Genomic DNA, 21,204 nt, shown 5'->3' with positions numbered 1-21,204 from the left:
GGACATCATCACACGATCTCAGGGAGGAGACACGGATGATCACGCTGAAACGACTGGGCACGGCGGTGGCGATGACGGCGCTGCTGGCCACCGGCGCGCTGGCCGAGGGGCTTTATGCCCCCAACCTTGCCTATCGCACCGGTCCCTTTGCCGCGACCGGCATTCCGCTGATGAACGGGCAGAAGGATTACATGGAACTGCTCAACGCCCGCGATGGCGGCATCGGCGGGATCCTCATCGACTTCGACGAATGCGAGACGGGCTATTCCACCGAGAAGGGCGTGGAATGTTACGAAAAGACCAAGGGGCAGGCGATCGTCACGCAGCCATGGTCCACCGGCATCACGCTGCAGGTGCTGCCCAAGACCAATGTGGACCAGATCCCGATCCTTGCCCCCGGCTACGGGTTTTCGCCCATGGCGGATGGCAAGGTGTTCCAGTGGGCGTTCAACATCCCGCTCAGCTACTGGGACGGCGCGTCTATCCTGCTGAAATATCTGGAAGAGCAGGGGGATCTGTCGGGCAAGAAGATCGCCTTCCTGCATCTGGACCACCCCTTCGGCAAGGAGCCGCTGCCCTTCATGGAGCAGGAGGCCGAAAAGAAGGGCTTCGAGCTGCTGCCGATTCCGGTCGGGCTCAAGGAGATGCAGAACCAGTCGGCGCAATGGCTGCAGATCCGGCGCGAGCGGCCCGATTACGTCATCATGTGGGGCTGGGGCGCGATGAATGCGGGCGCCATCACCGAGGCGGTCAAGACCAAGTTCCCGATGGAAAACATGCTGGGCGTCTGGTGGGCCGGGCATGATGCCGACCTGAAACTGGTGGGCGAGGACGGGCGCGGCTACAAATCCGTCAGCTGGTCCTTTCCGAACCCCGATGCGCCGATCATGGCCGACCTGAAGACGCATGTGGTCGATCCCGGCAAGACCCAGTCCGATGCCGAGGAAATGTCGGGTGTGTTCTACAGCCGCGGGCTGGTGATCTCGATGATCCTTGGCGAGGGCATCCGCGTCGCGCAGGAACATGCGGGCACGCCCGAAATCACCCCCGCCGATCTGCGCTGGGGGCTGGAGAACCTCGACATCACCGAGGCGCGTCTGGAAGAGCTGGGCATGACCGGCATGGTGCCGCCGTTCAAGACCAGCTGCGCCAACCATACCGGCCATTCCGGCGGCTGGATCCTTGAATGGGACGGCGCAAAATTCGTGAAGGCGACCAATCTCATCATGCCCGATGCCGAGGCGATCGCCCCGCTGGAGGCGCAGGCGGCCAAGGACTATGCCGAGGCCAACGCGCCCTGGCCCGCAAACGACGCCTGCCAGATGTGACACCCCGTCCGGCGGCGGTGTCGTGCCGCCGCCGGATCCCCCTTTCGGAGAGATGCCATGCTGGACGCTGCCCCCGCCCCCGCGCGTGATGCGCTGCTGGAGGTCAACAACGTGGAGGTGATCTACAACCACGTCATCCTTGTGCTGAAAGGCGTGTCGCTGAGCGTGCCCAAGGGCGGCATCACCGCGCTTCTGGGCGGCAATGGAGCGGGCAAGACCACCACGCTCAAGGCCATATCGAACCTGCTGCGTTCCGAGCGCGGCGAGGTGACCAAGGGCACGATCCGCTATGCGGGCGAGCGCATTCAGGATCTGGAGCCTGCGGCGCTGGTGCGGCGCGGCGTCATTCAGGTGATGGAGGGGCGGCACTGTTTCGAGCATCTGACGGTCGAGGAAAACCTGCTGACCGGCGCCTATACCCGGCGCGACGGCAAGGCGGCGATCCAGTCCGATCTGGAGATGGTCTATGCCTATTTTCCGCGCCTGAAGGAGCGGCGGAAAAGTCAGGCGGGCTATACCTCGGGCGGGGAACAGCAGATGTGCGCCATTGGCCGCGCGCTGATGAGCCGCCCGCGCATGATCCTGCTCGACGAGCCCAGCATGGGGCTGGCGCCGCAGCTGGTGGAGCAGATCTTCGAGATCGTGCGGGCGGTGAACGAGGGCGAGGGCGTGTCGTTCCTCTTGGCCGAACAGAATACCAATGTGGCGCTGCGCTATGCGCATGACGGCTACATCCTTGAAAACGGACGTGTGGTGATGGACGGGCCCGCGGCGGCGCTGCGGGAGAACCCGGATGTGAAGGAGTTCTATCTGGGCATGTCCGACGAGGGGCGGCGCAGCTTCCGCGACGTGCGCAGCTACCGGCGGCGCAAGCGCTGGCTGGCCTGAACGGGCGGACGCGCGGGGATCTGGGGAAGGAAAATGCCATGAGCAGCTATTACGACGCGCTGGAAACGCGCAGCGCGCAGGACAGGGCCGCGTTCTGGGCCAAGGCGCTGCCCGCGCAGATCGCCCGCGCGCAGGCGCTGCCCGGCTATGCGCAGACGCTGGCGGGGGTGGATGCCGCCGCCGTGACCGGGCCTGCGGCGCTGGCCGCGCTGCCGGTCTTGCGCAAGGCGGGGCTGGTGGCGGCGCAGCGCGCGCAGCCGCCCTTTGGCGGCTTCACCACCCGGCCCGCCTCGGGGTTTGCGCATGTGTTCCAGTCGCCGGGGCCGATCTATGAGCCGGGCGAGGTCACGGGGGACTGGTGGCGGCTGGGGCGGTTCCTGCATGCGGCGGGGATCGGGCCGGGCGACATCGTGCAGAACTGCTTTGGCTATCACCTGACGCCTGCTGGCATGATCTTTGAAAGCGGCGCGCGGGCGGTGGGGGCGGCGGTGCTGCCCGCAGGCACCGGGCAGACCGAACTGCAGGTGCGCGCGGCGGCGGATCTGGGGGTCACCGCCTATGCGGGCACGCCGGATTACCTGAAGGTGATCCTTGAGAAGGCCGAGAGCTTGGGCGTGACGCTGGTGCTGTCCCGCGCCGTGGTGTCGGGGGGCGCGCTGTTTCCGTCGCTGCGCGGCTGGTATGCCGACCGGGGCATCACCTGCCTGCAATGCTACGCCACCGCCGATCTGGGGCTGATCGCCTACGAGACCCCCGCGCAGGAGGGCATGGTGATCGACGAACAGGTGCTGGTGGAGATCGTCACCCCCGGCACCGGCGATCCGGTGCCCGAGGGCGAGGTGGGCGAGGTGGTGGTGACCACGCTCAACCCCGATTATCCGCTGATCCGCTTCGCCACCGGCGATCTGTCGGCGGTGCTGCCGGGCGGCTCCCCCTGCGGGCGCAGCAACCTGCGCATCCGGGGCTGGATGGGCCGCGCCGACCAGACCACCAAGATCAAGGGCATGTTCGTGCGCCCCGAACAGGTGGCGGCGCTGGTGGCGCGCCACCCCGAAATCGCCCGCGCCCGCGTCGTGGTCAGCCGCGAGGACGACATGGATGTGATGACCGTGCGGCTGGAAACCGCGCAAGAGGATGTGCAGGGCTTTGCCGACAGCGTGGCGGATCTGCTGAAGCTGCGCGGGCGGCTGGAACGGGTCGCCCCCGGCGGGCTGCCGCGCGACGGGCAGGTGATCGAGGATCAGCGCCGTTACGATACGGCGGTGGCGGTCAGCAGCGCCGAATAGACCAGCAGCCCGCAGGGTTCCAGCGCGGCATGGACCGAGGCCCAGAGCGTGCCGAAGGCGATGGGATCGCGCCCGCTGGCCTGCGCGATCTGGCCAAGGCTGCGGCGCCCGTCGATGGCGGCCAGCAGCGGCGCGGCGGCCCGGGGCAGGGTGACGGGTTCGGGGCGCCCGCCCAGCGTCACCGGGATGGCATGGCCCTGCGCTACAAGCTGCGCCAGACGGGCGGCGGGGGCGCCGCGCAGATGCGGGACCAGCGCGCGGGTGGCGGGGCTGGCCTTGCCGGCGGGGCTGCCCTGCGCCACGGCATAGCCGGTATGGACCCGGATCGTGCCGCGCAGCTTTTCCGCCAGCGTCATGCGCGTGACCGGATCCATGCCCTCGGGCACTTCGGTCAGGCGGGACAGGTCGTAAAGCGCGGGCGTGGCGAAGCCCGCCAGCTGCCAGCCGGTTTCGGCCAGCACCTCCAGCAGCTGCGGCACGTCATAGGCGCGGTCCTGCGCATGCAGCAGCAGGTCATAGAACCCGGCCTCCGAGGTCAGGTGATCGCTGAGATTGCGGTTGGCGCGGAATGGGTGGCCTTCGGGCAGGTCGGCGACGATCTGCCGGGCGCGGATCAGCCGCTCTCCCGGCGGCAGGCCCTGAAACAGCGCGGCAAAGGCCTCCTGCAGCGGATAGACCCCCGAGCGGCCATAAGGCGCATAGACCATGAAGCCCAGACCACCCCCCGGCGCCAGCGCCGCGCGCAGGGCGCGAAAGCCCGCAGGCGGGTCGGGCAGGTGATGCAGCACGCCGCAGCAGTCGATATAGTCGAAGCGGCCATATTCGGCGGCCTCCAGCAGGCTGGCGGTGTGGAAGGTGATGTTGCCCAGCCCGCGCATCTGCGCCCGCGCCTCGGCCACCGCACGCGAGGCGGTGGACAGATCGAGATAGGTGATGTCATGGGCGCGGCCCGCATCGGTCAGGGTCTGCGCCAGCTGGATCAGCCCGTCACCGGTGCCGCCCCCCGCCACAAGGATGCGCAGCGGCCTGTTCCAGTCGCGCTGCCCGCCCCAGAGGATATGGTCCATCTCCAGCGGGTGCGAGGGCGAGCCGGTGATCAGGCGGTGCCGTTCCTCCGCCGGGTCGCGGGCGGGATAGGGGAAAACCTCGTAATGTTCGCGAACCGTGACCATGCGCACCTCTCTGACCGGAGTCTTGTGCCATGGGCGCGGGCGGAGGGGAAGCTCAGGGGCGCCGCCGCGCCAGATCGAGCTTCGTGTCGAGCAGGGCAATCTCGCGCAGGATCTCGGCCCGGCGGCTGCGGCAGGAGGTGTCGCGCAGCGTCTCGCGCAGGCGGGCCAGATCGCGGGTCAGCGCCACCGCCTCGGGCACCGCGCCATTGTCGCGCAGCAGCCGGTGCAGCACGGCGTTCTCCGGATCGTCGCAGGGCGGCAGCGGCCTGCCCGCGCCGGGCAGGTTGTCGAATTCACCCCGCGCTTCGGCGGCGGCGATGCGGGCATTGATGAGGTCGATGAGCGGATGGTCCATGACGCCTGCCGGGTGGGAGGGAGAGAAAGGGGGCGCTGCCCCCCCGTCCGCCACAGGCGGACAGTTTGCGAAGAGGGGCTCTGCCCCCGTCCGCCACGGGCGGACAGTGGGGAAGGAGGGGGCTCTGCCTCCCGTCCGCCACAGGCGGACAGTCGTGGAAGAGGGGGCTCTGCCTCCCGTCCGCCACAGGCGGACAGTCGTGGAAGAGGGGGCTCTGCCCCCGTCCGCCAAGGGCGGACAGTCGTGGAAGAGGGGGCTCTGCCCCCGTCCGCCAGAGGCGGACTCCCCCGGAGTTTATCGGGCAAGATGAAGGGGCGGGTGCGGCGCAGGGGCACGCGCCCGCCCCGGTGGTCAGTTCTTGACCGTGATGCGGCCATCGGTTGCGGGCTGGTAGGGGGTGTTCGCGGCGAGGTATTCCGCCATGACATCGGCCAGATCGGGGCCGAAATCATAGGCGTTCTGCGCGTCTCGGAACATCGCGTAGCCGTCGCCGCCATTGCGGACGTAGTTGTTGGAGACCACGCCATAGAGCTTTTCCGGCTCGATCGGCGTGTCGCCCACCCTGACGTCGGAGATGCGGCTGCCCGGTTCGGCGGCGAGATCGACGGTGAAGCTGAGCCCGGCCACCTGCGGGAAGCGGCCTGCGCCTTCTTCGATCTGGCTGGTGCCGCTTTCGAGGGCGTCGACGAGGGTAGCGCCGGTCACCTGAAAGGTCGAAAGCGTGTTCTGGAAGGGCAGCACGGTCAGCACCTCGCCCATGGTCACCGGCCCCGCGTCGATGGAGGCGCGCAGCCCGCCGCCATTGGTCAGCGCGATCTCGATGCCCTGATCGCGCACCCGCTCGAGCATGGCCCCGGCCACCAGATTGCCCATGGCGCATTCGCCGATCCGGCAGGTTTCGCGGCTGCCGTCGATCTCTGCCGCGGTTTCGGCGACGACGGTGCTGCGGATCTCCTCCAGCGGCTCTGCGGCTTCGGTGATGCGGGCCTTGACCGTTTCATCCTCGGCCACGGAGGCGTCGAGCAGCAGCGGCGCGCCGCTGGCCTCGGTCAGGGTGCCCGCGTCGTCGAAGGTCACGGTCAGTTCGCCCAGATACTTGCCATAGGCATAGGCGGAAACGATGGCGGTGTCGCCCACCATGGTCGGATAGGGGCCGCTGGCGCCCTCCATGTCGCCGAGCAGGGTGTGGCTGTGGCCGCCCACGATCACGTCCACGCCGCTGGTCGCCTCGGCGATGCGCTGGTCGGTGGCGTAGCCGGAATGGCTGAGCAGCACGATCTTGGTGATGCCTTCGGCGGTCAGGCGGTCCACCTCGGCCTGCACCGCATCGACCGGATCGGTGAAGGTGATGTTGGGCCCGGGCGAGGCCAGTTCGGGATTGTCTACCGGGGTGAGGCCGATCAGGCCGATCCGGTCGCCGCCCTTGTCGATCACCGTGGATTTCAGGACGCGGTCCTTCAGCAGCGGCTCGGAGGAGAGGTCGGCATTGGCCATCAGCAGCGGCGCGTCCAGCGCATCGGCAAAATCCGCCAGCACCTGCGGCCCGTTGTCGAATTCGTGGTTGCCCACCGCCATGGCCTCGTAGCCCATGGCATTCATCATCTCGGCGGCCAGCGCCCCGCGGTAATAGGTGTAGAACAGCGCGCCCTGAAACTGGTCGCCCGCATCCAGCAGCAGGCTGGTGTCGTGCCGCGCCCGCGCCTCGGCGATGGCGGTGGCCATGCGCGCCGCCCCGCCGAAACACGCGCCTGCGGCATTGTCCTCGGCGCTGCAGCCCGAATCGTATTTGCTGATCGGCTCGAAACGGTCGTGCACGTCATTGGTGTGCAGCAGGGTCAGCGTGAAGTCGGCATGGGCGGCACCGGCGCAAAGCGCCAGCAGCGCCGCGCTGGTCAGAAGGCGAAGGGGCATCGGAAATCCTCTCTCTGGGGGGCTGACTGCGGCGATGGTGCCCTGTGCCGGGCGCGCTGTCAAAGCGCCGTGAGGGCGGCGGGGATTGACCGGCGCGGCTTTCGGCGGCATCTGGACGGCATGCTGATTTACAAGATCCTCCGGGCCGGGGAATGGGCCGAATTGCAGGCGGCGGGCAGCAGTGCTGGCGCGCCGGTGGATGTGGCCGATGGCTACATCCATTTTTCCACCGCCGCGCAGCTGCGCGGGACGGCGGCCAAACATTTTGCCGGCGAGGCGGGGCTGATGCTGCTCTGCTACGAGGCGGAGGATCTGGGCCCCGCCCTGCGCTGGGAGGAGGCGCGCGGCGGCGCGCTGTTCCCGCATCTTTATGCGCCGCTGCCGCTGGCCGGGCTGGTCTGGTCGGCGCCGCTGCCGCTGGACAGGGCGGGCACGCATGTGTTCCCCGGGGATCTGGCATGAGCGCGCTGGAGCGGGCAGGGCTGGCGCTGCTGCGCCGGGTCGATCCCGAACGCGCGCATGGTCTGGCGCTGGCAGCGCTGCGCGCAGGGCTGGCGGCGGCGCCGGGGCGGCTAACGTCGGACCGGCTGCGCTGCCGCGTGGCGGGGCTTGATCTGCCGAATCCGCTGGGGCTTGCGGCGGGGTTCGACAAGAACGCCACGGCGCTGGCGGGGCTCGCGCGGGCAGGTTTCGGCTTTGTCGAAGTGGGGGCCACCACGCCGCGCCCGCAGCCGGGCAACCCGCAGCCCCGGCTGTTCCGCCTGACCGAGGACCGCGCCGCCATCAACCGCTTCGGCTTCAACAACGAGGGCATGGAGGCGATGGCCGCGCGGCTGGCGTCGCGCCCGCGTGGCATGGTGCTGGGGCTCAATCTGGGGGCCAACAAGGACAGCGCCGACCGGGCAGCAGATTTTGCGCAGGTTCTGGCGCGCTGCGGCGGCGATCTGGACTTTGCCACGGTCAATGTCAGCTCGCCCAACACCGAAAGGCTGCGCGACCTGCAGGGCAAGGAGGCGCTTGCGGCGCTTCTGGCCGGGGTGATGGCCGCGCGGGACGGGCTGTCAGGCCCGATCCCGGTCTTCCTGAAGATTTCCCCCGATCTGGACGAGGAGGGGCTGCGCGACGTGGCGGAGGTGGCGCTGGCCTCTGGCGTGGCGGGGGTGATCGCCACCAACACCACGCTTGCGCGCGACGGGCTGCGCTCGGCCCATGCGGGCGAGGCGGGCGGGGTGTCGGGCCAGCCGCTGTTTGACCGCTCCACCCGGGTGCTGGCGCATCTGTCGCAGCTGACCGAAGGGCGGCTGCCGCTGATCGGCGTGGGTGGCGTGGGCTCGGCAGAGCAGGCCTATGCCAAGATCCGCGCAGGCGCCTCGGCGGTGCAGCTTTACACCGCGCTGGTCTATGGCGGGCTGGCGCTGGTGCCCCGGATCGTCGAGGGGCTGGATGCGCTTCTGGCGCGCGACGGTTTCGGCTCGGTGGCGGAGGCCGTGGGTACCGCGCGGCAGGACTGGCTGTAAAAGCGGCAGGGGGGCAGGGCGCCCCCCGTCCTCAGGCGCGGATGCGCCAGCCGGTGCGGAAGATGATCCAGATCACCGCAAGGCAGATGCCGGTAAAGGCCGCGATCGCCAGCAGGCTGAGCCCGATCGGCACGTCGGCCATGCCGAAAAATGCCCAGCGGAAGCCGGAGATCAGATAGACCACCGGGTTGAACAGCGTGATGGTCTGCCAGAGCGGCGGCAGCATCGAGATCGAATAGAACGATCCGCCCAGAAAGATCAGCGGCGTGACGATCAGCAGCGGCACCAGCTGCAGCTGTTCGAAATTCCCGGCCCAGAGCCCGAGGATGAACCCCAGCAGCGAGAAGCTGATGCAGGTCAGCACCAGAAAGGCCAGCATGGCTGCGGGGTGCATCACCTGCATGTCGATGAACAGCGCCGCCGTGGCAAGGATCACCGCGCCGATGAACAGCGATTTGGTCGCCGCCGCGCCGACAAAGCCGATGACGATTTCCAGAAAGCTGACCGGGGCCGACAGCGGTTCATAGATCGTGCCGGTGAATTTCGGGAAATAGATGGCGAAGCTGGCGTTGGAGATCGATTGGCTGATCACCGACAGCATGACCAGCCCCGGCACGATGAAGGCGCCGTAGCTGACCCCCTCCACCTCCTGGATGCGGGAGCCGATGGCGGCGCCGAACACCACGAAGTAAAGCGAGGTGGAGATGACCGGAGAGATGAAGCTTTGCAGCAACGTCCGGAAAAAGCGGGTCATCTCGTAGTGATAGATGGCCCAGATGCCGCGCAGGTTCATGCCGGTTCCTCCTGTTTCGCCACCATGCTGACGAAGATGTCCTCCAGCGTGCTCTGCCGGGTCGACACGTCGCGCACCGCGATGCCCTCGCTGCGCAGATCCGCCATCAGATGCGCGATGCCGCTGCGGTCGGCGGCGGTGTCATAGGTGTGCACCAGCACCCGCCCGCCGTCTTCCAGCGCCAGCCCGCGATTCTGCAGCGCGGGCGGCAGCGTGGCCAGAGAGGTGTCCAGTTCGACCCGAAGCTCCTTGCGCCCCAGCCGGGACAGCAGGCGCTTCTTGTCCTCCAGCAGCAGGATGCGGCCGCCATTGATGACGCCGACGCGGTCGGCGATGGCCTCCGCCTCTTCGATGTAATGCGTGGTGAGGATGATGGTGGTGCCGCGCCCGCGCAGTTCCTCGACGATGGCCCACATGTCGCGGCGCAGTTCCACATCGACCCCGGCGGTGGGTTCGTCCAGAAACAGCACCTCCGGTTCATGCGACAGCGCCTTGGCGATCAGCACCCGGCGTTTCATGCCCCCCGACAGCGCGCGGGTCTGGGTGTCGCGCTTGTCCCACAGCGACAGGCGGCGCAGGATATCCTCCAGCAGCGCCTCGTTGCGGGGCTTGCCGAACAGCCCGCGGGTGAAACGCACCGCGGGCAGCACCTTGGAAAAGGGTTCAAGGTTGATCTCCTGCGGGACCAGCCCGATCAGGCTGCGCGCGGCGCGATAGTCCCGCACCACGTCATGCCCGCCGACCCGGACCGCGCCCGATGTGGGCTGCACCAGCCCGCAGATGGTGGAAATCAGCGTTGTCTTGCCCGCGCCGTTCGGCCCGAGAAGGGCAAGGATCTCGCCCTTCTCGATGGACAGGTCCACCCCTTTCAGAGCCTCGAACCCGCCGTCATAGACCTTGCGGAGCCCTTCGACCTCGACCATTGCCATGGGATGTCCCTCCTTGGTGGCTTGCCGCCAACCTAGACCTCCCCGCGCCGGATGCAATGTGCGCCCCTGCACAGGGCGCCCTGCCGGGAGGGGTCAGCCGCCGCGCACCGTGTCGATCATCAGCTGCACGTTCTCCGGATCGGCATCCGGGGTGATGCCATGACCAAGGTTGAAGATATGCGGCCCGTTGCGGAAGGCCTCGACCACGCGGCGGGTTTCGCGCACCAGCGCCTCGCCCCCGGTGACCATGTGCGAGGAGGCAAGATTGCCCTGCACGCAGCCCGACACCTGCACATGCTCGGCGGCCCAGTCCGGCGTCACGCTGTCATCCACCGCCACGCAATCGGCGCCGGTGGCCTGATGGAAGCCCACATACTGCGCCCCGGCCTGCCGCGGGAACACGATGACCGGCAGCCCCGGAAAGCGCGATTTCAGCTCTTGGGTGATGATCCGCGCGGGCTCCAGCGCATAGCGGCGGAAGGCGTCCTCGGGCAGCGATCCGGCCCAGCTGTCGAACAGCTTCACCACCTCGGCGCCCGCCTTCACCTGTTCGCTCAAGTATTCGATGGTGCCCTCGGTCAGCCGGTCGATCAGCGCGTCGAACACCTCCGGATCTTCCTGCCGCAGCGCATGGGCCGGGCCCTGATCCTTGGTGCCGCGCCCGGCGATCATGTAGGTGGCCACGGTCCATGGCGCGCCCGCAAAACCGATCAGCGTCGTCTCGGCGGGCAGGCTGCGCGACAGGCGGCCCACCGTCTCGTAGATCGGCGACAGCGTGTCATGGATGGCGGAAACCGGCTTCAGCCGGTCAAAATCCGCAGCACTGGTCACGGTGGACAGCCGCGGCCCCTCGCCGGTGACGAACCACAGATCGGCGCCAAGCGCCTGCGGCAGCAGCAGGATGTCGGCGAACAGGATCGCGGCGTCAAAGCCATAGCGGCGGATCGGCTGCAGCGTGACCTCGGTGGCAAGCTCGGGGTTGTAGCACAGCGACAGGAAATCCCCCGCCTGCGCCCGGGTCGCGCGGTATTCCGGCAGATAGCGTCCCGCCTGCCGCATCATCCAGATGGGGGGAGTGGGCAGCACCTCTCCGGCCAGCGCGCGCAGGATGGTCTTGGTCATGGGGGCCTCCGTGTTCCGTCAGGGCGGCAATATGTCAATTTCCGCCCCATTGCCACAGCGCTGCGCGCGACATAAAGCTGCCCCATGCATAGCGATCTGCCCTCTCCCGCCCAACCGCTCCGGATCGGCACCCGCGGCTCGCCGCTGGCGCTGGCGCAGGCCCATGAAACCCGCGACCGGCTGGCCACGGCCTTTGGCCTGCCGCCCACGGTCTTTGCCATCGTGGTCATCAAGACCACCGGCGATGACCGGGCGATGATCGCTGCCGACCGCCCGCTGAAAGAGATCGGCAACAAGGGGCTCTTCACCAAGGAGATCGAGGAGGCGCTGCTGTCGGGGGCCATCGACATCGCGGTGCATTCGATGAAGGACATGCCGGTGCTGCAGCCCGAAGGGCTGATGCTGGACTGCTACCTGCCGCGCGAGGATGTGCGCGACGCCTTCATCTCGCCGGGCTTCGGCGGCATCGCCGATCTGCCTGCGGGCACGGTGGTGGGCACCTCCTCGCTGCGCCGTCGCGCGCAGCTTCTGCACCGCCGCCCCGACCTGCAGGTGGTGGAGTTCCGCGGCAACCTGCAGACCCGGCTGAAAAAGCTCGAGGACGGCGTGGCCGCCTGTAGCTTCCTCGCCATGGCCGGGCTCAACCGCATGGGGCTTTCTGGCCCGCACATGACCGCCATCCCCCCCGAAGAGATGCTGCCCGCCGTGGCGCAGGGCGCCATCGGCATCGAACGGCGTGAGGCTGACGCGCGGGTGGCGGAGATGCTGGCGGCGATCCATGACGCGCCCACGGACCGGCGGCTTGCGGCGGAGCGGGCCTTCCTCGCCACGCTTGACGGATCCTGCGAGACGCCGATCGCCGGGCTGGCGGAACTGGACGGCGACAGCCTTCACCTGCGCGGCCAGATTCTCAGCCCCGATGGCCGCCGCGCCTTCGCCGGGGACCGGCGCGGCAGCGTCGGGGACGGCGCCGCCATGGGCCGCGATCTGGCCCGCACCCTGCTGGCCGAGGCGGGGCCGGATTTCTTTGCGTGGAAGGCAGGATGACGCCGCGCCCGGCTTGAACTTTTCCGATCTCCGCAGGCCTCAAACCCCGCGCAGCGGCGCGGGGCTTTCATATTTGCGATGAAACAGAAGAAAGGGGGCTCTGCCCCCGCCCGCGCTGGCGCGCGGCCTCCCCCGGGATATTTTTGGTCAGAAGAAACGGCAGGGGCGTGACCTCTGGCTTCTTCTGACCCCAAATATCCCCGCCGGAGGCTCCGGCGGGGCCGCCTGGATCAGCGGTTGCCTGCGAAGCGCGCCTGCCAGTCCTCGCGCTCTTCGTCCGTGATCTTGCGGAAGGTGACCTCGGGCACGGTGAAGCCGTGGCCTGCGGGCAGGATCTGCAGCGCGGTGTCGAGATCCGCAGGCCAGCTGCGGTCGGTCACGGCGAGCGCGTCGAGCAGGGCGGCGGCGGCATCGGGGATGAAGGGTTCCGAGATCACCGCGTAAAGCCGGATCAGGTTCAGCGCGAGGCGGATCTGCGCGGCGGCCTGTTCGGGGTCGGTCTTGAAAGTCGACCAGGGGGCCGCTTCCTGCAGATATTCGTTGCCGAGCACCCAGGCCGCGCGCAGGGCGCTGGCGGATTTGCGCACCTCGGCCTGGGACATATGTTCTTCGTAGTCGCGGATTTTTGTCGTCAGATCGGCGATGAGCTGCGCCTCGCGCGGGCCAAGGCTGCCGCCCTCGGGCACCACCTCGCCGAATTTGGAGCGGCAGAACTTGGTGACGCGGCTGGCGAAATTGCCCAGCACGTCGGCCAGATCCTTGTTCACGCTTGTCTGGAAATTCTCCCAGGTGAATTCGCTGTCCGAGCTTTCGGGGGCATGGCTGAGCAGCCACCAGCGCCAGTAATCCGGCGGCAGGATCTCCAGCGCCTGATCCATGAACACGCCGCGCCCGCGCGAGGTGCTGAACTGGCCGCCATCATAATTCAGGTAGTTGAAGGATTTGATGTAATCCACGAGCTTCCACGGCTCGCCGCTGCCAAGGATGGTGGCCGGGAAGCTGAGCGTGTGGAAGGGCACGTTGTCCTTGCCCATGAACTGGGTATAGGTCACGTCCTCTGCGCCCCTGTCGGTGCGCCACCAGCGTTCCCAGTCGCTGCCCTTGCCCGCATCCACCCATTCCTGCGCGCAGGCGATGTATTCGATGGGGGCGTCGAACCAGACGTAGAAGACCTTGCCCTCCATGCCGGGCCAGTCCTCTTCGCCCTTTTTCACCGGGATGCCCCAGTCGAGGTCGCGGGTGATGCCGCGGTCCTGCAGCCCGTCGCCGTCATTGAGCCATTTCTTGGCGATGGAGGTGGTCAGCACCGGCCAGCCTTCGCGGGTGTCGATCCACTGTTCCAGCTGGTCCTTCATGGTGGACTGGCGCAGATAGAGATGCTTGGTCTCGCGCATCTGCAGGTCGGTGGCGCCCGAGATCACCGAGCGCGGATTGATCAGATCCACCGGGTCGAGCTGTTTGGTGCAGTTGTCGCACTGGTCGCCCCGGGCGCTGTCGAAGCCGCAATTGGGGCAGGTGCCCTCGATGTAGCGGTCGGGCAGGAAGCGGCCATCGGTGGGCGAATACATCTGGGTTTCGGAGACTTCGCGGATCAGCCCCTGATCGGCCAGAACCCCGGCGAAATGCTGGGTCAGCCGGTGGTTCTGCGGGCTGGAGGAGCGGCCGAAATGGTCGAAGCTGAGCCGGAACCCCTCGGCGATCCGGGCCTGCACCTGATGCATCTCGGCGCAGTATTCGGCGACCGGCTTGCCCGCCTTGGCGGCGGCAAGCTCGGCGGGGGTGCCGTGTTCGTCGGTGGCGCAGAGGAACAGCACCTCATGGCCGCGGGCGCGCTGGTAGCGGGCGAAGAGATCCGCCGGAAGCTGGCTGCCCACCAGATTGCCCAAGTGCTTGATGCCGTTGATATAGGGGATCGCCGAGGTGATGAGGTGCCGTGCCATGTCCGTCCCGCTGCTGGTCCGCGTTTCGGGCGCTCTTACCGGATGTTGGCGGCTGTGGCCAGTGGCGGAGCGAGGGGCTGCCTGCCCCTCGCGCTCCCCGGGGATATTTGCGGTCAGAAGAAACGCTCAGTCGCGCGGCGTGCGCTGGCGCGACAGCAGGCGCCCGATCAGGAAGCTGGTGCGGGGGGCATAGACATAGGCGGTGCGCCGGGTGGCGGGGCGGGCGCGGCGGCGGATCAGGCCGAAGATCACCAGCGCCAGATGGCCAAGTCCGATCATCGTGAAAAGCGCGGGCGGGCCGAAGCCCTCGATCAGCGCGGCGGCGGCGGAGGGCGCGGCGATGGCCCCCACCGCATACCAGAACATCAGGGCGGCGGAGAGTTCGACCCGTTCCGAATCTCCGGCGAAATCATGGGCATGGGAGGCGGCGATCGAATAGATCGGGAAGGTGGTCAGCCCGAAGATCGCCGCCATGATCATGACGCCGGTGGGGGAGAGGCTGGTGAGCGTGGCGGTGGCGACGCAGGAGGCGATGGCCGCGACCGAGAGCCAGATCAGCACCTGCCTGCGGTCGTAGCGGTCGGCGATCCAGCCGACGGGATATTGCGCCAGCGCCCCCCCGGCCACGAAGGCGGCAAGGAAGAAGGCGATCTGGTCGGGGGCGAGCCCCACCTCTGCGCCATAGACCGGGCCCACCATCCGGAAGCTGGCCGAGGAGAGCGCGGCGGTCAGCACCCCCGCCACGGCCAGCGGCGAGCGCGCTCCCGCCAGCGCCGGACGCAGCCGCGGGGCGGCGGGGGTGCGGGGCTGGCGGCGGCGGGTCAGGGTGATGGGCAGCAGCGCCATGCAGCAGAGCAGCGCCAGCAGGTTGTAGCTGACGTAATGCGCAGGCTCGAGCACGCCGATCACCAGCTGTGCCGCGAGCGAGGCGCCCATATCCGCCACCCGGTAGGCGCCCATGGCGCGGCCCCGGGTCTCGTTGGTGACTTCTGCCTGCAGCCAGGCCTCGATCACCGTATAGGCGCCCGCGACGCTGAGCCCCGAGGCGAGGCGGAAGACCGCCCAGGCTTCGGGGGTGGGGACCAGCGGATGCGCGATCAGCCCCATGGCGCCAAGTGCCGTGAAGGCGGCGAAGGCGCGGGAATGGCCGACCGAGCCCATCAGCCGCGGCGCCCACCAGCAGCCCGCAAAAAAGCCCAAGAAATGTGCCGATCCCAGCAGGCCGATTTCTGTGGTGGTGAAGTCCAGCGCGAATCCGGAAAGCGCGTCTAGCGGGCCGACGCCGCCGGTGGACAGTTGCAGAAGGACCACCGACAGAAACAGGGCCGCAAAGGACAAAGGCAGGCGCATGGGTTCTGAGGATCATGGGCAACCGGGGGTGTCGCGACCGGCTGCGACATTGCGGGGTCGTTTTCGGCTGTCGTGGCGGCTTTGGCGCGGTGGGGGAATCGGGGCTTGGCAAGCCCGCGCGGCCCGCTAGTCTGCGCCGCGACACGGCGATCAGGAGAGACGCGATGCAGATGACCCCGCTTGGGCGCACCGGGATGACGGTGTCGAGGCTGTGCCTTGGCACCATGACCTTTGGCAACCAGACCGCGCCGGAGGAGGCCTTTGCCCAGATCGAGCGGGCGCAGGCGGCGGGGATCAATTTCATGGACTGCGCCGAGATGTATCCGGTGAACCCGGTGCGGGCGGAAAGCGTGGGCCGGTCCGAGGAAATTCTGGGCGCGTGGTTTGCCCGCAGCGGGCGGCGGCAGGACTGGATTCTGGCCACCAAGATCACCGGCGAGGGCCAGAAGGCGGTGCGCGACGGCGCGCCGATTACGCCCGAGACGATCCGTGCGGCCATCGAAGGCTCGCTGAAGCGGCTGCGCTGCGAGGTGATCGACCTTTACCAGTTCCACTGGCCCAACCGGGGCAGCTATGCCTTCCGGCAGAGCTGGCGCTTTGCGCCATGGACGCAGGACCGCGAGGCGACGCGCCAGCATATGGCGGATGCCCTGGGCACGCTGGCCGAGGAGGTGGCGCGCGGCACGATCCGCGCCTTTGGCCTGTCCAATGAAAGCACATGGGGCACGGCGGAATGGCTGCGCATCGCGGCGGATACCGGCGGGCCGCGCGTCGCTTCGGTGCAGAATGAATATTCGCTGCTGTGCCGCATGGCCGATACCGATCTGGCGGAGCTTCTGGTGAACGAGGAGGTGGGGCTGCTGCCCTATTCGCCGCTGGCGGCGGGGCTGCTGACCGGCAAGTATCAGGGCGGGGCGGTGCCCGAGGGCTCGCGCATGGCGCTGAACGGCACGCTGGGCGGGCGCAAGACCGACCGCGCCTTTGACGCCGTTGCGGCCTATCTTGATCTGGCGCGGGCGCATGGGATCGATCCGGTGCATATGGCGCTGGCCTGGGCGGCGGGGCGGCCCTTTGTCACCTCGGCGATCTTTGGCGCCACCACGCTGGCGCAGCTGGAGCATCTGCTGGGGGCGGCGGATCTGGACCTGCCGGAGGATCTGCTGGCGGCGCTGGATGATCTGCACAAGGCGCATCCCATGCCCTATTGAGGCGCGATGTTGCCATGGCCCGCGTCCTTGGCTATGGCGCGGGCATGACCAGTTCCAACAAGCATCCCGGCGCGCCGTGGCGCAATTTCTATGGCCGCCTGAAGGGCAAGACGCTGCGCCCGGCGCAGGAAACCTATCTGGACGAGGATCTGGTGGCGCTGTCGCCGGGCCCGGTCGACTGGGAGGTCAATCCCGACCGCGTGCCGCTGGATCTGCGCGCGCGCTTTGGCGAGGTGCCGGTCTGGCTGGAGGTGGGATTCGGCGGCGGCGAGCATCTGGTGCATCAGGCCGCCACCCATCCGCAGGTGGCGATCATCGGCTGCGAGCCCTTCATCAATGGCGTGGCCATGCTGCTGGGCAAGATCCGCGCGGCGGGCGTGTCGAACCTTGCCGTTTATCCCGGCGATGCCCGCAACATCTTTGACGTGCTGCCCGACGGATCGGTGCAGAAGGCGTTTCTGCTTTATCCCGACCCATGGCCCAAGACCCGGCATCACCGCCGCCGTTTCGTGACGCAGGAGCATCTGGTGCCGCTGGCCCGGGTGCTGGCGCCCGGGGCGGAGTTCCGGGTGGCCACCGACATTCCCGATTACGTGCGCCAGACGCTGGCGGAGGTCCCGAAGGCCGGGTTCACGCGGGTGCGCTGCGCGGCGGAGGATCTGCACCGCGCCTGGGAGGACTGGCTGCCGACGCGCTACGAGAAAAAGGCGCTGCGCGAGGGAAGGGTGCCGCATTACCTGACCTTCCGGCGGGGCTGAGGCGACCGGCGCGGCAGGGGGGGGCGCTGCCCCCCACGGACCTGCGGTCCGTTCCCCCCGGAGTTTATCCGGCAAGATGAAGGGGCGGGCCTTGTGCCGAGACCCGGGCGCCGCAGGGCGATGGACGGAGGCGGCGGGCGCTGCTACATGGCGCGCGAGTGATCACAGGAGGGGCGTCATGTCGAGCCACGGGGAAGCCAGAGCGATGGTGTCGCGCAAGTCCGCAGGGCTGCGCGGGCAGGCGGAGGTGCCGGGGGACAAGTCGATTTCGCATCGCGCGCTGATCCTTGGCGCGCTGGCCGTGGGCGAGACGCGGGTGAGCGGGCTGCTGGAAGGGCAGGACGTGCTGGACACCGCCAGTGCCATGCGCGCCTTTGGCGCCGAGGTCGAGAAGCGCGGCGATGTCTGGCATGTGACGGGTGTTGGCGTTGGCGGTTTTGCCGAGCCCGCGCAGGTGATCGACTGCGGCAATTCCGGCACCGGGGTGCGGCTGATCATGGGGGCCATGGCCACCACACCGATCTCTGCCACCTTCACCGGCGATGCCAGCCTGAACAAGCGGCCCATGGCGCGGATCACCGATCCGCTGCGGCAGTTCGGGGCCCATGCCTATGGCCGGTCGGGCGGGCGGCTGCCGCTGGTTCTGGTCGGGGCGGAGCAGGCGATGCCGGTGCGCTATGCCACGCCGGTGCCTTCGGCTCAGGTGAAGTCGGCGGTGCTGCTGGCCGGGCTCAATGCGCCGGGCGAAACCGTGGTGATCGAGCGCGAGGCGACGCGGGATCATTCCGAGCGGATGCTGGCGGGGTTCGGCGCGGTCATTTCCAGTGAGGACGGGCCGGAGGGGCGGGTCATCACCCTGCAGGGCCAGCCCGAGCTGCGCCCGCAGGTGATCGCGGTGCCGCGCGATCCGTCCTCGGCGGCGTTTCCGGTCTGTGCCGCGCTGATCACCGAAGGCTCGGACGTGCTGGTGCCGAATATCGGGCTGAACCCGACGCGGGCGGGGCTGTTCTTTACCCTGCAGGAGATGGGGGCTGATCTGGTCTTCGAGAATCCGCGCGAGGAGGGCGGCGAGCCCGTTGCCGACCTGCGGGCGCGGTTTTCGCCCAACCTGCGCGGCATCGAGGTGCCGGCAGAGCGTGCGGCGAGCATGATCGACGAATATCCGGTGCTGTCGGTGGTGGCGGCCTTTGCCGAGGGGCGCACCCATATGCCCGGCGTCAAGGAGCTGCGCGTCAAGGAAAGCGACCGGATCGAGGCCATGGCCGTGGGGCTGCGCGCCTGCGGCGTGACGGTGGAGGCGGGCGAGGACTGGTGGACGGTCGAGGGGCGCGGCTTTGGCGCCGTGCCGGGCGGGGCCACCGTGGCCACGCATCTGGATCACCGCATCGCCATGTCGTTTCTGGTGCTGGGGCTGGCCACGGAGGCGCCGGTGACGGTGGATGATGGTGGCCCCATCGCCACCTCTTTCCCGGTGTTCGAGCCGCTGATGCGCGGGCTTGGGGCGGATCTGGGGGCTGCGGACGCGGATCCGGCGCGATAGGGTGGCCGCCGCGCTGGTCTGGTGCGCTGCTCTGGTGCGGGACCGTGCGGCTTGCCAGCCCGGTCACGCGGGTTAAGCTTGCCGCCTCGGGCACGGCATCAGGCTTTGAGGGAAAGGACGACGCATGGCTTTCACCATCGCCATCGACGGGCCGGCGGCGGCTGGCAAGGGCACCATCAGCCGCGCAGTCGCCGCGCATTTCGGCTTTGCGCATCTGGATACCGGGCTGCTCTACCGCGCGGTGGGGCGCCGGATGCTGGAGGGCGTGCCGCCGATCGCGGCGGCGCAGACGCTGACGGCGCAGGATCTGGGCGGCTCCGGCCTGCGCGCCCCGGAGGTGTCGCAGGCCGCGTCGCGGGTGGCGGCGATCCCGGAGGTGCGTGCGGCGCTGGTGGATTTCCAGCGCGCCTTTGCCCGGCGCGATGGCGGCGCGGTGCTGGACGGGCGCGACATCGGCACGGTGATCTGCCCCGAGGCGGATGCCAAGCTCTTCGTGACCGCAAGCCCCGAAGTGCGGGCGCGGCGGCGCTTTGACGAGCTTTGCGCCACCGGTGTTACGACAGATTACGCGCGCGTGCTGGAAGAGACCCGCGAGCGCGACGACAGGGATGCGACGCGGGCCGATGCACCGCTGCGGGCGGCGCCCGACGCGGTGGTGATCGACACCTCGGCGCTGGATGTGGAGGCGGCGGTGGCGGCGGCCATTGCGGCGGTAGAAACACGAAGCGGGAGAGCGCGGGCATGAAAACGCTGATCATGGGACAGGGCGGGCCGGAGATTCCGGCGCTGGGGATCGGGGCCATGTCCTTTGCCGATTTTTACGGCGAGACCACCGAGGCCGCGTCTTTTGCGGTGCTGGATGCGGCGGTGGCGGCGGGGCTGCGCCATATCGACACCTCCAATGTCTATGGCAAGGGCCGGTCGGAGCGCACCATCGGCGCGTGGCTTGCCGCCAATCCCGGCGCGCGGGACAAGCTGCACATCGCCACCAAGGCGGGCATCACGCAGGATGCGCAGGGGCGGCGCGTTTTCAACAACAGCGCCGCGCATCTGGAGGCGGAGCTGGACGGATCGCTGGCGCGGATGGGGGTGGAGCAGGTCGACCTGTTCTATGTCCACCGGCGCGAGGCGGCCATCCCCATCGAGGAGGTGGCGGAGGGGTTGGGCCGGATCGTCGCCAAGGGCAAGGCGCGGGCGGTGGGCTTTTCCGAGATCGCGCCCTCGTCGCTGCGGCGGGCTCATGCGGTGTTTCCGGTGGCGGCGGTGCAGTCGGAATATTCGCTCTCCTCGCGCTTTGTCGAACTGGGGCTGCTGCAGGCCTGCCGCGAGCTTGGCGTGGCGCTGGTGGCGTTCTCGCCGGTGGGGCGGTCGCTGCTGACCGATGCGCCGCTTGATCCGGCGAAATTCGGCAAGGGCAGCTTTGTGGGCGACAATCCCCGGTTCCAGCCGCCGAATTTTGCCGCCAATCTGGCGATCACCGACGGGTTCCGGCGGCTGGCGGCAGAGATGGAGGTGCCTGCGGCGGGGCTGGCCATCGCATGGCTTCTGGCGCAGGACGGCCCGGTGCTGCCGATCCCCGGCACGCGGTCGGTGGCGCATCTGCGCGAACTGCTGCGCGGGCTCGATCTGGATCTGGGACCGGAGGATCTGGCCCGGATCGAGTCGGTGCTGCCGGTGGGCTGGGCGCATGGCGACCGCTATTCCGACGGGCAGTATGTGGGGCCGGAACGGTTCTGCTGATCGCGGCTTCTGCGGGGGGGAGGGGGCAGAGGGGGGCGCTGCCCCCCGCGCGCCTGCGGCGCGCGCCCCCCGGGATATTTGTGCCAAGAAGAAGGGCGCGGGACCGGGGCCGGGCGCGCGGGCGGTGCGCCGCTGCGGGCAGGACCTGCGGGCCGGATGGCTTTAAGCCTTGCCTTGACGGGGTGTGGCAGCTATATCGCGCGCGTCCAGCAAGGCTTGCGACGCCCGCCTTCAGGGGGCGGGCAGGGTCGGTTCACCGGCCCATCCTGTGCTTCGCGGAAGCCCGAAAGACCAATCCCAAGACCGGCGGAGACAACCGC

Annotated in this window: 19 protein-coding genes; 11 read left to right on the top strand and 8 right to left on the bottom strand. The window is 68.7% G+C overall.

Annotation, left to right across the window (positions count from 1 at the left end; translation table 11 throughout):
- Positions 1–35 precede the first annotated feature (35 nt).
- Genes BLR51_RS02625 through BLR51_RS02615 form a run of 3 tightly spaced genes read left to right on the top strand, consistent with a single transcriptional unit; the run spans position 36 to position 3,502 of the window.
- A complete protein-coding gene (locus BLR51_RS02625) occupies positions 36–1,328 on the top strand; it encodes an ABC transporter substrate-binding protein (RefSeq protein WP_089843385.1) in 1,293 nt (430 codons plus the stop codon).
- 57 nt (positions 1,329–1,385) lie between these two features.
- A complete protein-coding gene (locus BLR51_RS02620) occupies positions 1,386–2,216 on the top strand; it encodes an ABC transporter ATP-binding protein (protein WP_089843383.1) in 831 nt (276 codons plus the stop codon).
- A 38-nt stretch (positions 2,217–2,254) separates the two neighbouring features.
- Positions 2,255–3,502: a phenylacetate--CoA ligase family protein gene (locus BLR51_RS02615; protein WP_089843379.1), complete on the top strand. Its 1,248-nt coding sequence runs from the start codon at positions 2,255–2,257 to the stop codon at positions 3,500–3,502.
- Here BLR51_RS02615 and BLR51_RS02610 read toward each other — a convergent pair.
- The 3 genes from BLR51_RS02610 to BLR51_RS02600 form a co-directional block, all read right to left on the bottom strand.
- Positions 3,466–4,674, bottom strand: a complete 1,209-nt coding sequence (locus tag BLR51_RS02610) for a class I SAM-dependent methyltransferase (protein WP_089843376.1) — start codon at positions 4,672–4,674, stop codon at positions 3,466–3,468. The two genes, BLR51_RS02615 and BLR51_RS02610, sit on opposite strands and share 37 nt — an antisense overlap.
- Positions 4,675–4,726: 52 nt before the next feature.
- Complete coding sequence (locus BLR51_RS02605; RefSeq protein ID WP_089843373.1) at positions 4,727–5,029, bottom strand: DnaJ family domain-containing protein; 303 nt, start codon at positions 5,027–5,029, stop codon at positions 4,727–4,729.
- Between the two features lie 351 nt (positions 5,030–5,380).
- The gene (locus BLR51_RS02600) at positions 5,381–6,940 is read right to left on the bottom strand and encodes a bifunctional metallophosphatase/5'-nucleotidase (protein WP_089843369.1); all 1,560 of its coding nucleotides are present in this window, start codon (positions 6,938–6,940) and stop codon (positions 5,381–5,383) included.
- Positions 6,941–7,060: 120 nt separating this feature from the next.
- Here BLR51_RS02600 and BLR51_RS02595 point away from each other — a divergent pair, with 120 nt between their 5' ends.
- Positions 7,061–7,402 carry a DUF952 domain-containing protein gene (locus tag BLR51_RS02595; RefSeq protein WP_089844078.1) on the top strand — a complete coding sequence of 114 codons (342 nt, stop codon included), beginning with the start codon at positions 7,061–7,063 and terminating at the stop codon, positions 7,400–7,402.
- Positions 7,399–8,457, top strand: coding sequence for a quinone-dependent dihydroorotate dehydrogenase (locus BLR51_RS02590; protein ID WP_089843365.1), 1,059 nt, complete (start codon positions 7,399–7,401; stop codon positions 8,455–8,457). Before BLR51_RS02595 ends, BLR51_RS02590 begins: the two co-directional genes overlap by 4 nt.
- Positions 8,458–8,488: 31 nt before the next feature.
- Here BLR51_RS02590 and BLR51_RS02585 read toward each other — a convergent pair whose 3' ends face one another.
- The 3 genes from BLR51_RS02585 to hemE all read right to left on the bottom strand — a co-directional run bounded on the left by BLR51_RS02585 (position 8,489) and on the right by hemE (position 11,301).
- Positions 8,489–9,250, bottom strand: a complete 762-nt coding sequence (locus tag BLR51_RS02585) for an ABC transporter permease (protein WP_089843362.1) — start codon at positions 9,248–9,250, stop codon at positions 8,489–8,491.
- Positions 9,247–10,179, bottom strand: coding sequence for an ABC transporter ATP-binding protein (locus tag BLR51_RS02580; RefSeq protein ID WP_089843359.1), 933 nt, complete (start codon positions 10,177–10,179; stop codon positions 9,247–9,249). The genes BLR51_RS02585 and BLR51_RS02580 overlap by 4 nt, the downstream gene beginning before the upstream one ends.
- 93 nt (positions 10,180–10,272) lie before the next feature.
- A complete protein-coding gene (hemE, locus tag BLR51_RS02575; protein ID WP_089843356.1) occupies positions 10,273–11,301 on the bottom strand; it encodes a uroporphyrinogen decarboxylase in 1,029 nt (342 codons plus the stop codon).
- 84 nt (positions 11,302–11,385) lie between these two features.
- Here hemE and hemC point away from each other — a divergent pair, with 84 nt between their 5' ends.
- Complete coding sequence (hemC, locus tag BLR51_RS02570; protein WP_089843353.1) at positions 11,386–12,348, top strand: hydroxymethylbilane synthase; 963 nt, start codon at positions 11,386–11,388, stop codon at positions 12,346–12,348.
- Between the two features lie 230 nt (positions 12,349–12,578).
- Here hemC and metG read toward each other — a convergent pair whose 3' ends face one another.
- Both metG and BLR51_RS02560 read right to left on the bottom strand, forming a co-directional pair.
- The gene (gene metG, locus BLR51_RS02565; RefSeq protein ID WP_089843349.1) at positions 12,579–14,288 is read right to left on the bottom strand and encodes a methionine--tRNA ligase; all 1,710 of its coding nucleotides are present in this window, start codon (positions 14,286–14,288) and stop codon (positions 12,579–12,581) included.
- 126 nt (positions 14,289–14,414) lie between these two features.
- On the bottom strand, positions 14,415–15,638 hold the full coding sequence (locus tag BLR51_RS02560; protein ID WP_089843346.1) for an MFS transporter: 1,224 nt from the start codon (positions 15,636–15,638) through the stop codon (positions 14,415–14,417).
- Between the two features lie 164 nt (positions 15,639–15,802).
- On the opposite strand from BLR51_RS02560, the gene BLR51_RS02555 reads away from it, so the two are divergent.
- From BLR51_RS02555 to BLR51_RS02535, 5 genes are all read left to right on the top strand, one after another.
- Positions 15,803–16,846 carry an aldo/keto reductase gene (locus tag BLR51_RS02555; RefSeq protein WP_089843342.1) on the top strand — a complete coding sequence of 348 codons (1,044 nt, stop codon included), beginning with the start codon at positions 15,803–15,805 and terminating at the stop codon, positions 16,844–16,846.
- Between the two features lie 44 nt (positions 16,847–16,890).
- Positions 16,891–17,604, top strand: coding sequence for a tRNA (guanine(46)-N(7))-methyltransferase TrmB (trmB, locus tag BLR51_RS02550; RefSeq protein ID WP_089844076.1), 714 nt, complete (start codon positions 16,891–16,893; stop codon positions 17,602–17,604).
- Between the two features lie 178 nt (positions 17,605–17,782).
- A complete protein-coding gene (gene aroA / locus BLR51_RS02545; RefSeq protein ID WP_089843338.1) occupies positions 17,783–19,144 on the top strand; it encodes a 3-phosphoshikimate 1-carboxyvinyltransferase in 1,362 nt (453 codons plus the stop codon).
- A gap of 124 nt (positions 19,145–19,268) precedes the next feature.
- Entirely contained in the window at positions 19,269–19,889 is a 621-nt protein-coding gene (locus tag BLR51_RS02540) for a (d)CMP kinase (protein WP_089843333.1), read from the top strand.
- Positions 19,886–20,884: an aldo/keto reductase gene (locus BLR51_RS02535; RefSeq protein WP_089843328.1), complete on the top strand. Its 999-nt coding sequence runs from the start codon at positions 19,886–19,888 to the stop codon at positions 20,882–20,884. Before BLR51_RS02540 ends, BLR51_RS02535 begins: the two co-directional genes overlap by 4 nt.
- Positions 20,885–21,204 lie beyond the last annotated feature (320 nt).

It is taken from the genome of Salipiger marinus (assembly GCF_900100085.1).
GTDB classification, from domain to species: Bacteria; Pseudomonadota; Alphaproteobacteria; order Rhodobacterales; family Rhodobacteraceae; genus Salipiger; species Salipiger marinus.
This window is presented reverse-complemented; position numbering and strand designations above follow the sequence as displayed.

What these genes read in the sequence shown, in the direction of transcription:
- BLR51_RS02625 (WP_089843385.1), top strand. Translation starts at nt 36, where the DNA reads ATGATCACGCTGAAACGACTGGGCACGGCGGTGGCGATGACGGCGCTG.
- BLR51_RS02620 (WP_089843383.1), top strand. Translation starts at nt 1,386, where the DNA reads ATGCTGGACGCTGCCCCCGCCCCCGCGCGTGATGCGCTGCTGGAGGTC.
- BLR51_RS02615 (WP_089843379.1), top strand. Translation starts at nt 2,255, where the DNA reads ATGAGCAGCTATTACGACGCGCTGGAAACGCGCAGCGCGCAGGACAGG.
- BLR51_RS02610 (WP_089843376.1), bottom strand. Translation starts at nt 4,674, where the DNA reads ATGGTCACGGTTCGCGAACATTACGAGGTTTTCCCCTATCCCGCCCGC.
- BLR51_RS02605 (WP_089843373.1), bottom strand. Translation starts at nt 5,029, where the DNA reads ATGGACCATCCGCTCATCGACCTCATCAATGCCCGCATCGCCGCCGCC.
- BLR51_RS02600 (WP_089843369.1), bottom strand. Translation starts at nt 6,940, where the DNA reads ATGCCCCTTCGCCTTCTGACCAGCGCGGCGCTGCTGGCGCTTTGCGCC.
- BLR51_RS02595 (WP_089844078.1), top strand. Translation starts at nt 7,061, where the DNA reads ATGCTGATTTACAAGATCCTCCGGGCCGGGGAATGGGCCGAATTGCAG.
- BLR51_RS02590 (WP_089843365.1), top strand. Translation starts at nt 7,399, where the DNA reads ATGAGCGCGCTGGAGCGGGCAGGGCTGGCGCTGCTGCGCCGGGTCGAT.
- BLR51_RS02585 (WP_089843362.1), bottom strand. Translation starts at nt 9,250, where the DNA reads ATGAACCTGCGCGGCATCTGGGCCATCTATCACTACGAGATGACCCGC.
- BLR51_RS02580 (WP_089843359.1), bottom strand. Translation starts at nt 10,179, where the DNA reads ATGGCAATGGTCGAGGTCGAAGGGCTCCGCAAGGTCTATGACGGCGGG.
- hemE (WP_089843356.1), bottom strand. Translation starts at nt 11,301, where the DNA reads ATGACCAAGACCATCCTGCGCGCGCTGGCCGGAGAGGTGCTGCCCACT.
- hemC (WP_089843353.1), top strand. Translation starts at nt 11,386, where the DNA reads ATGCATAGCGATCTGCCCTCTCCCGCCCAACCGCTCCGGATCGGCACC.
- metG (WP_089843349.1), bottom strand. Translation starts at nt 14,288, where the DNA reads ATGGCACGGCACCTCATCACCTCGGCGATCCCCTATATCAACGGCATC.
- BLR51_RS02560 (WP_089843346.1), bottom strand. Translation starts at nt 15,638, where the DNA reads ATGCGCCTGCCTTTGTCCTTTGCGGCCCTGTTTCTGTCGGTGGTCCTT.
- BLR51_RS02555 (WP_089843342.1), top strand. Translation starts at nt 15,803, where the DNA reads ATGCAGATGACCCCGCTTGGGCGCACCGGGATGACGGTGTCGAGGCTG.
- trmB (WP_089844076.1), top strand. Translation starts at nt 16,891, where the DNA reads ATGACCAGTTCCAACAAGCATCCCGGCGCGCCGTGGCGCAATTTCTAT.
- aroA (WP_089843338.1), top strand. Translation starts at nt 17,783, where the DNA reads ATGTCGAGCCACGGGGAAGCCAGAGCGATGGTGTCGCGCAAGTCCGCA.
- BLR51_RS02540 (WP_089843333.1), top strand. Translation starts at nt 19,269, where the DNA reads ATGGCTTTCACCATCGCCATCGACGGGCCGGCGGCGGCTGGCAAGGGC.
- BLR51_RS02535 (WP_089843328.1), top strand. Translation starts at nt 19,886, where the DNA reads ATGAAAACGCTGATCATGGGACAGGGCGGGCCGGAGATTCCGGCGCTG.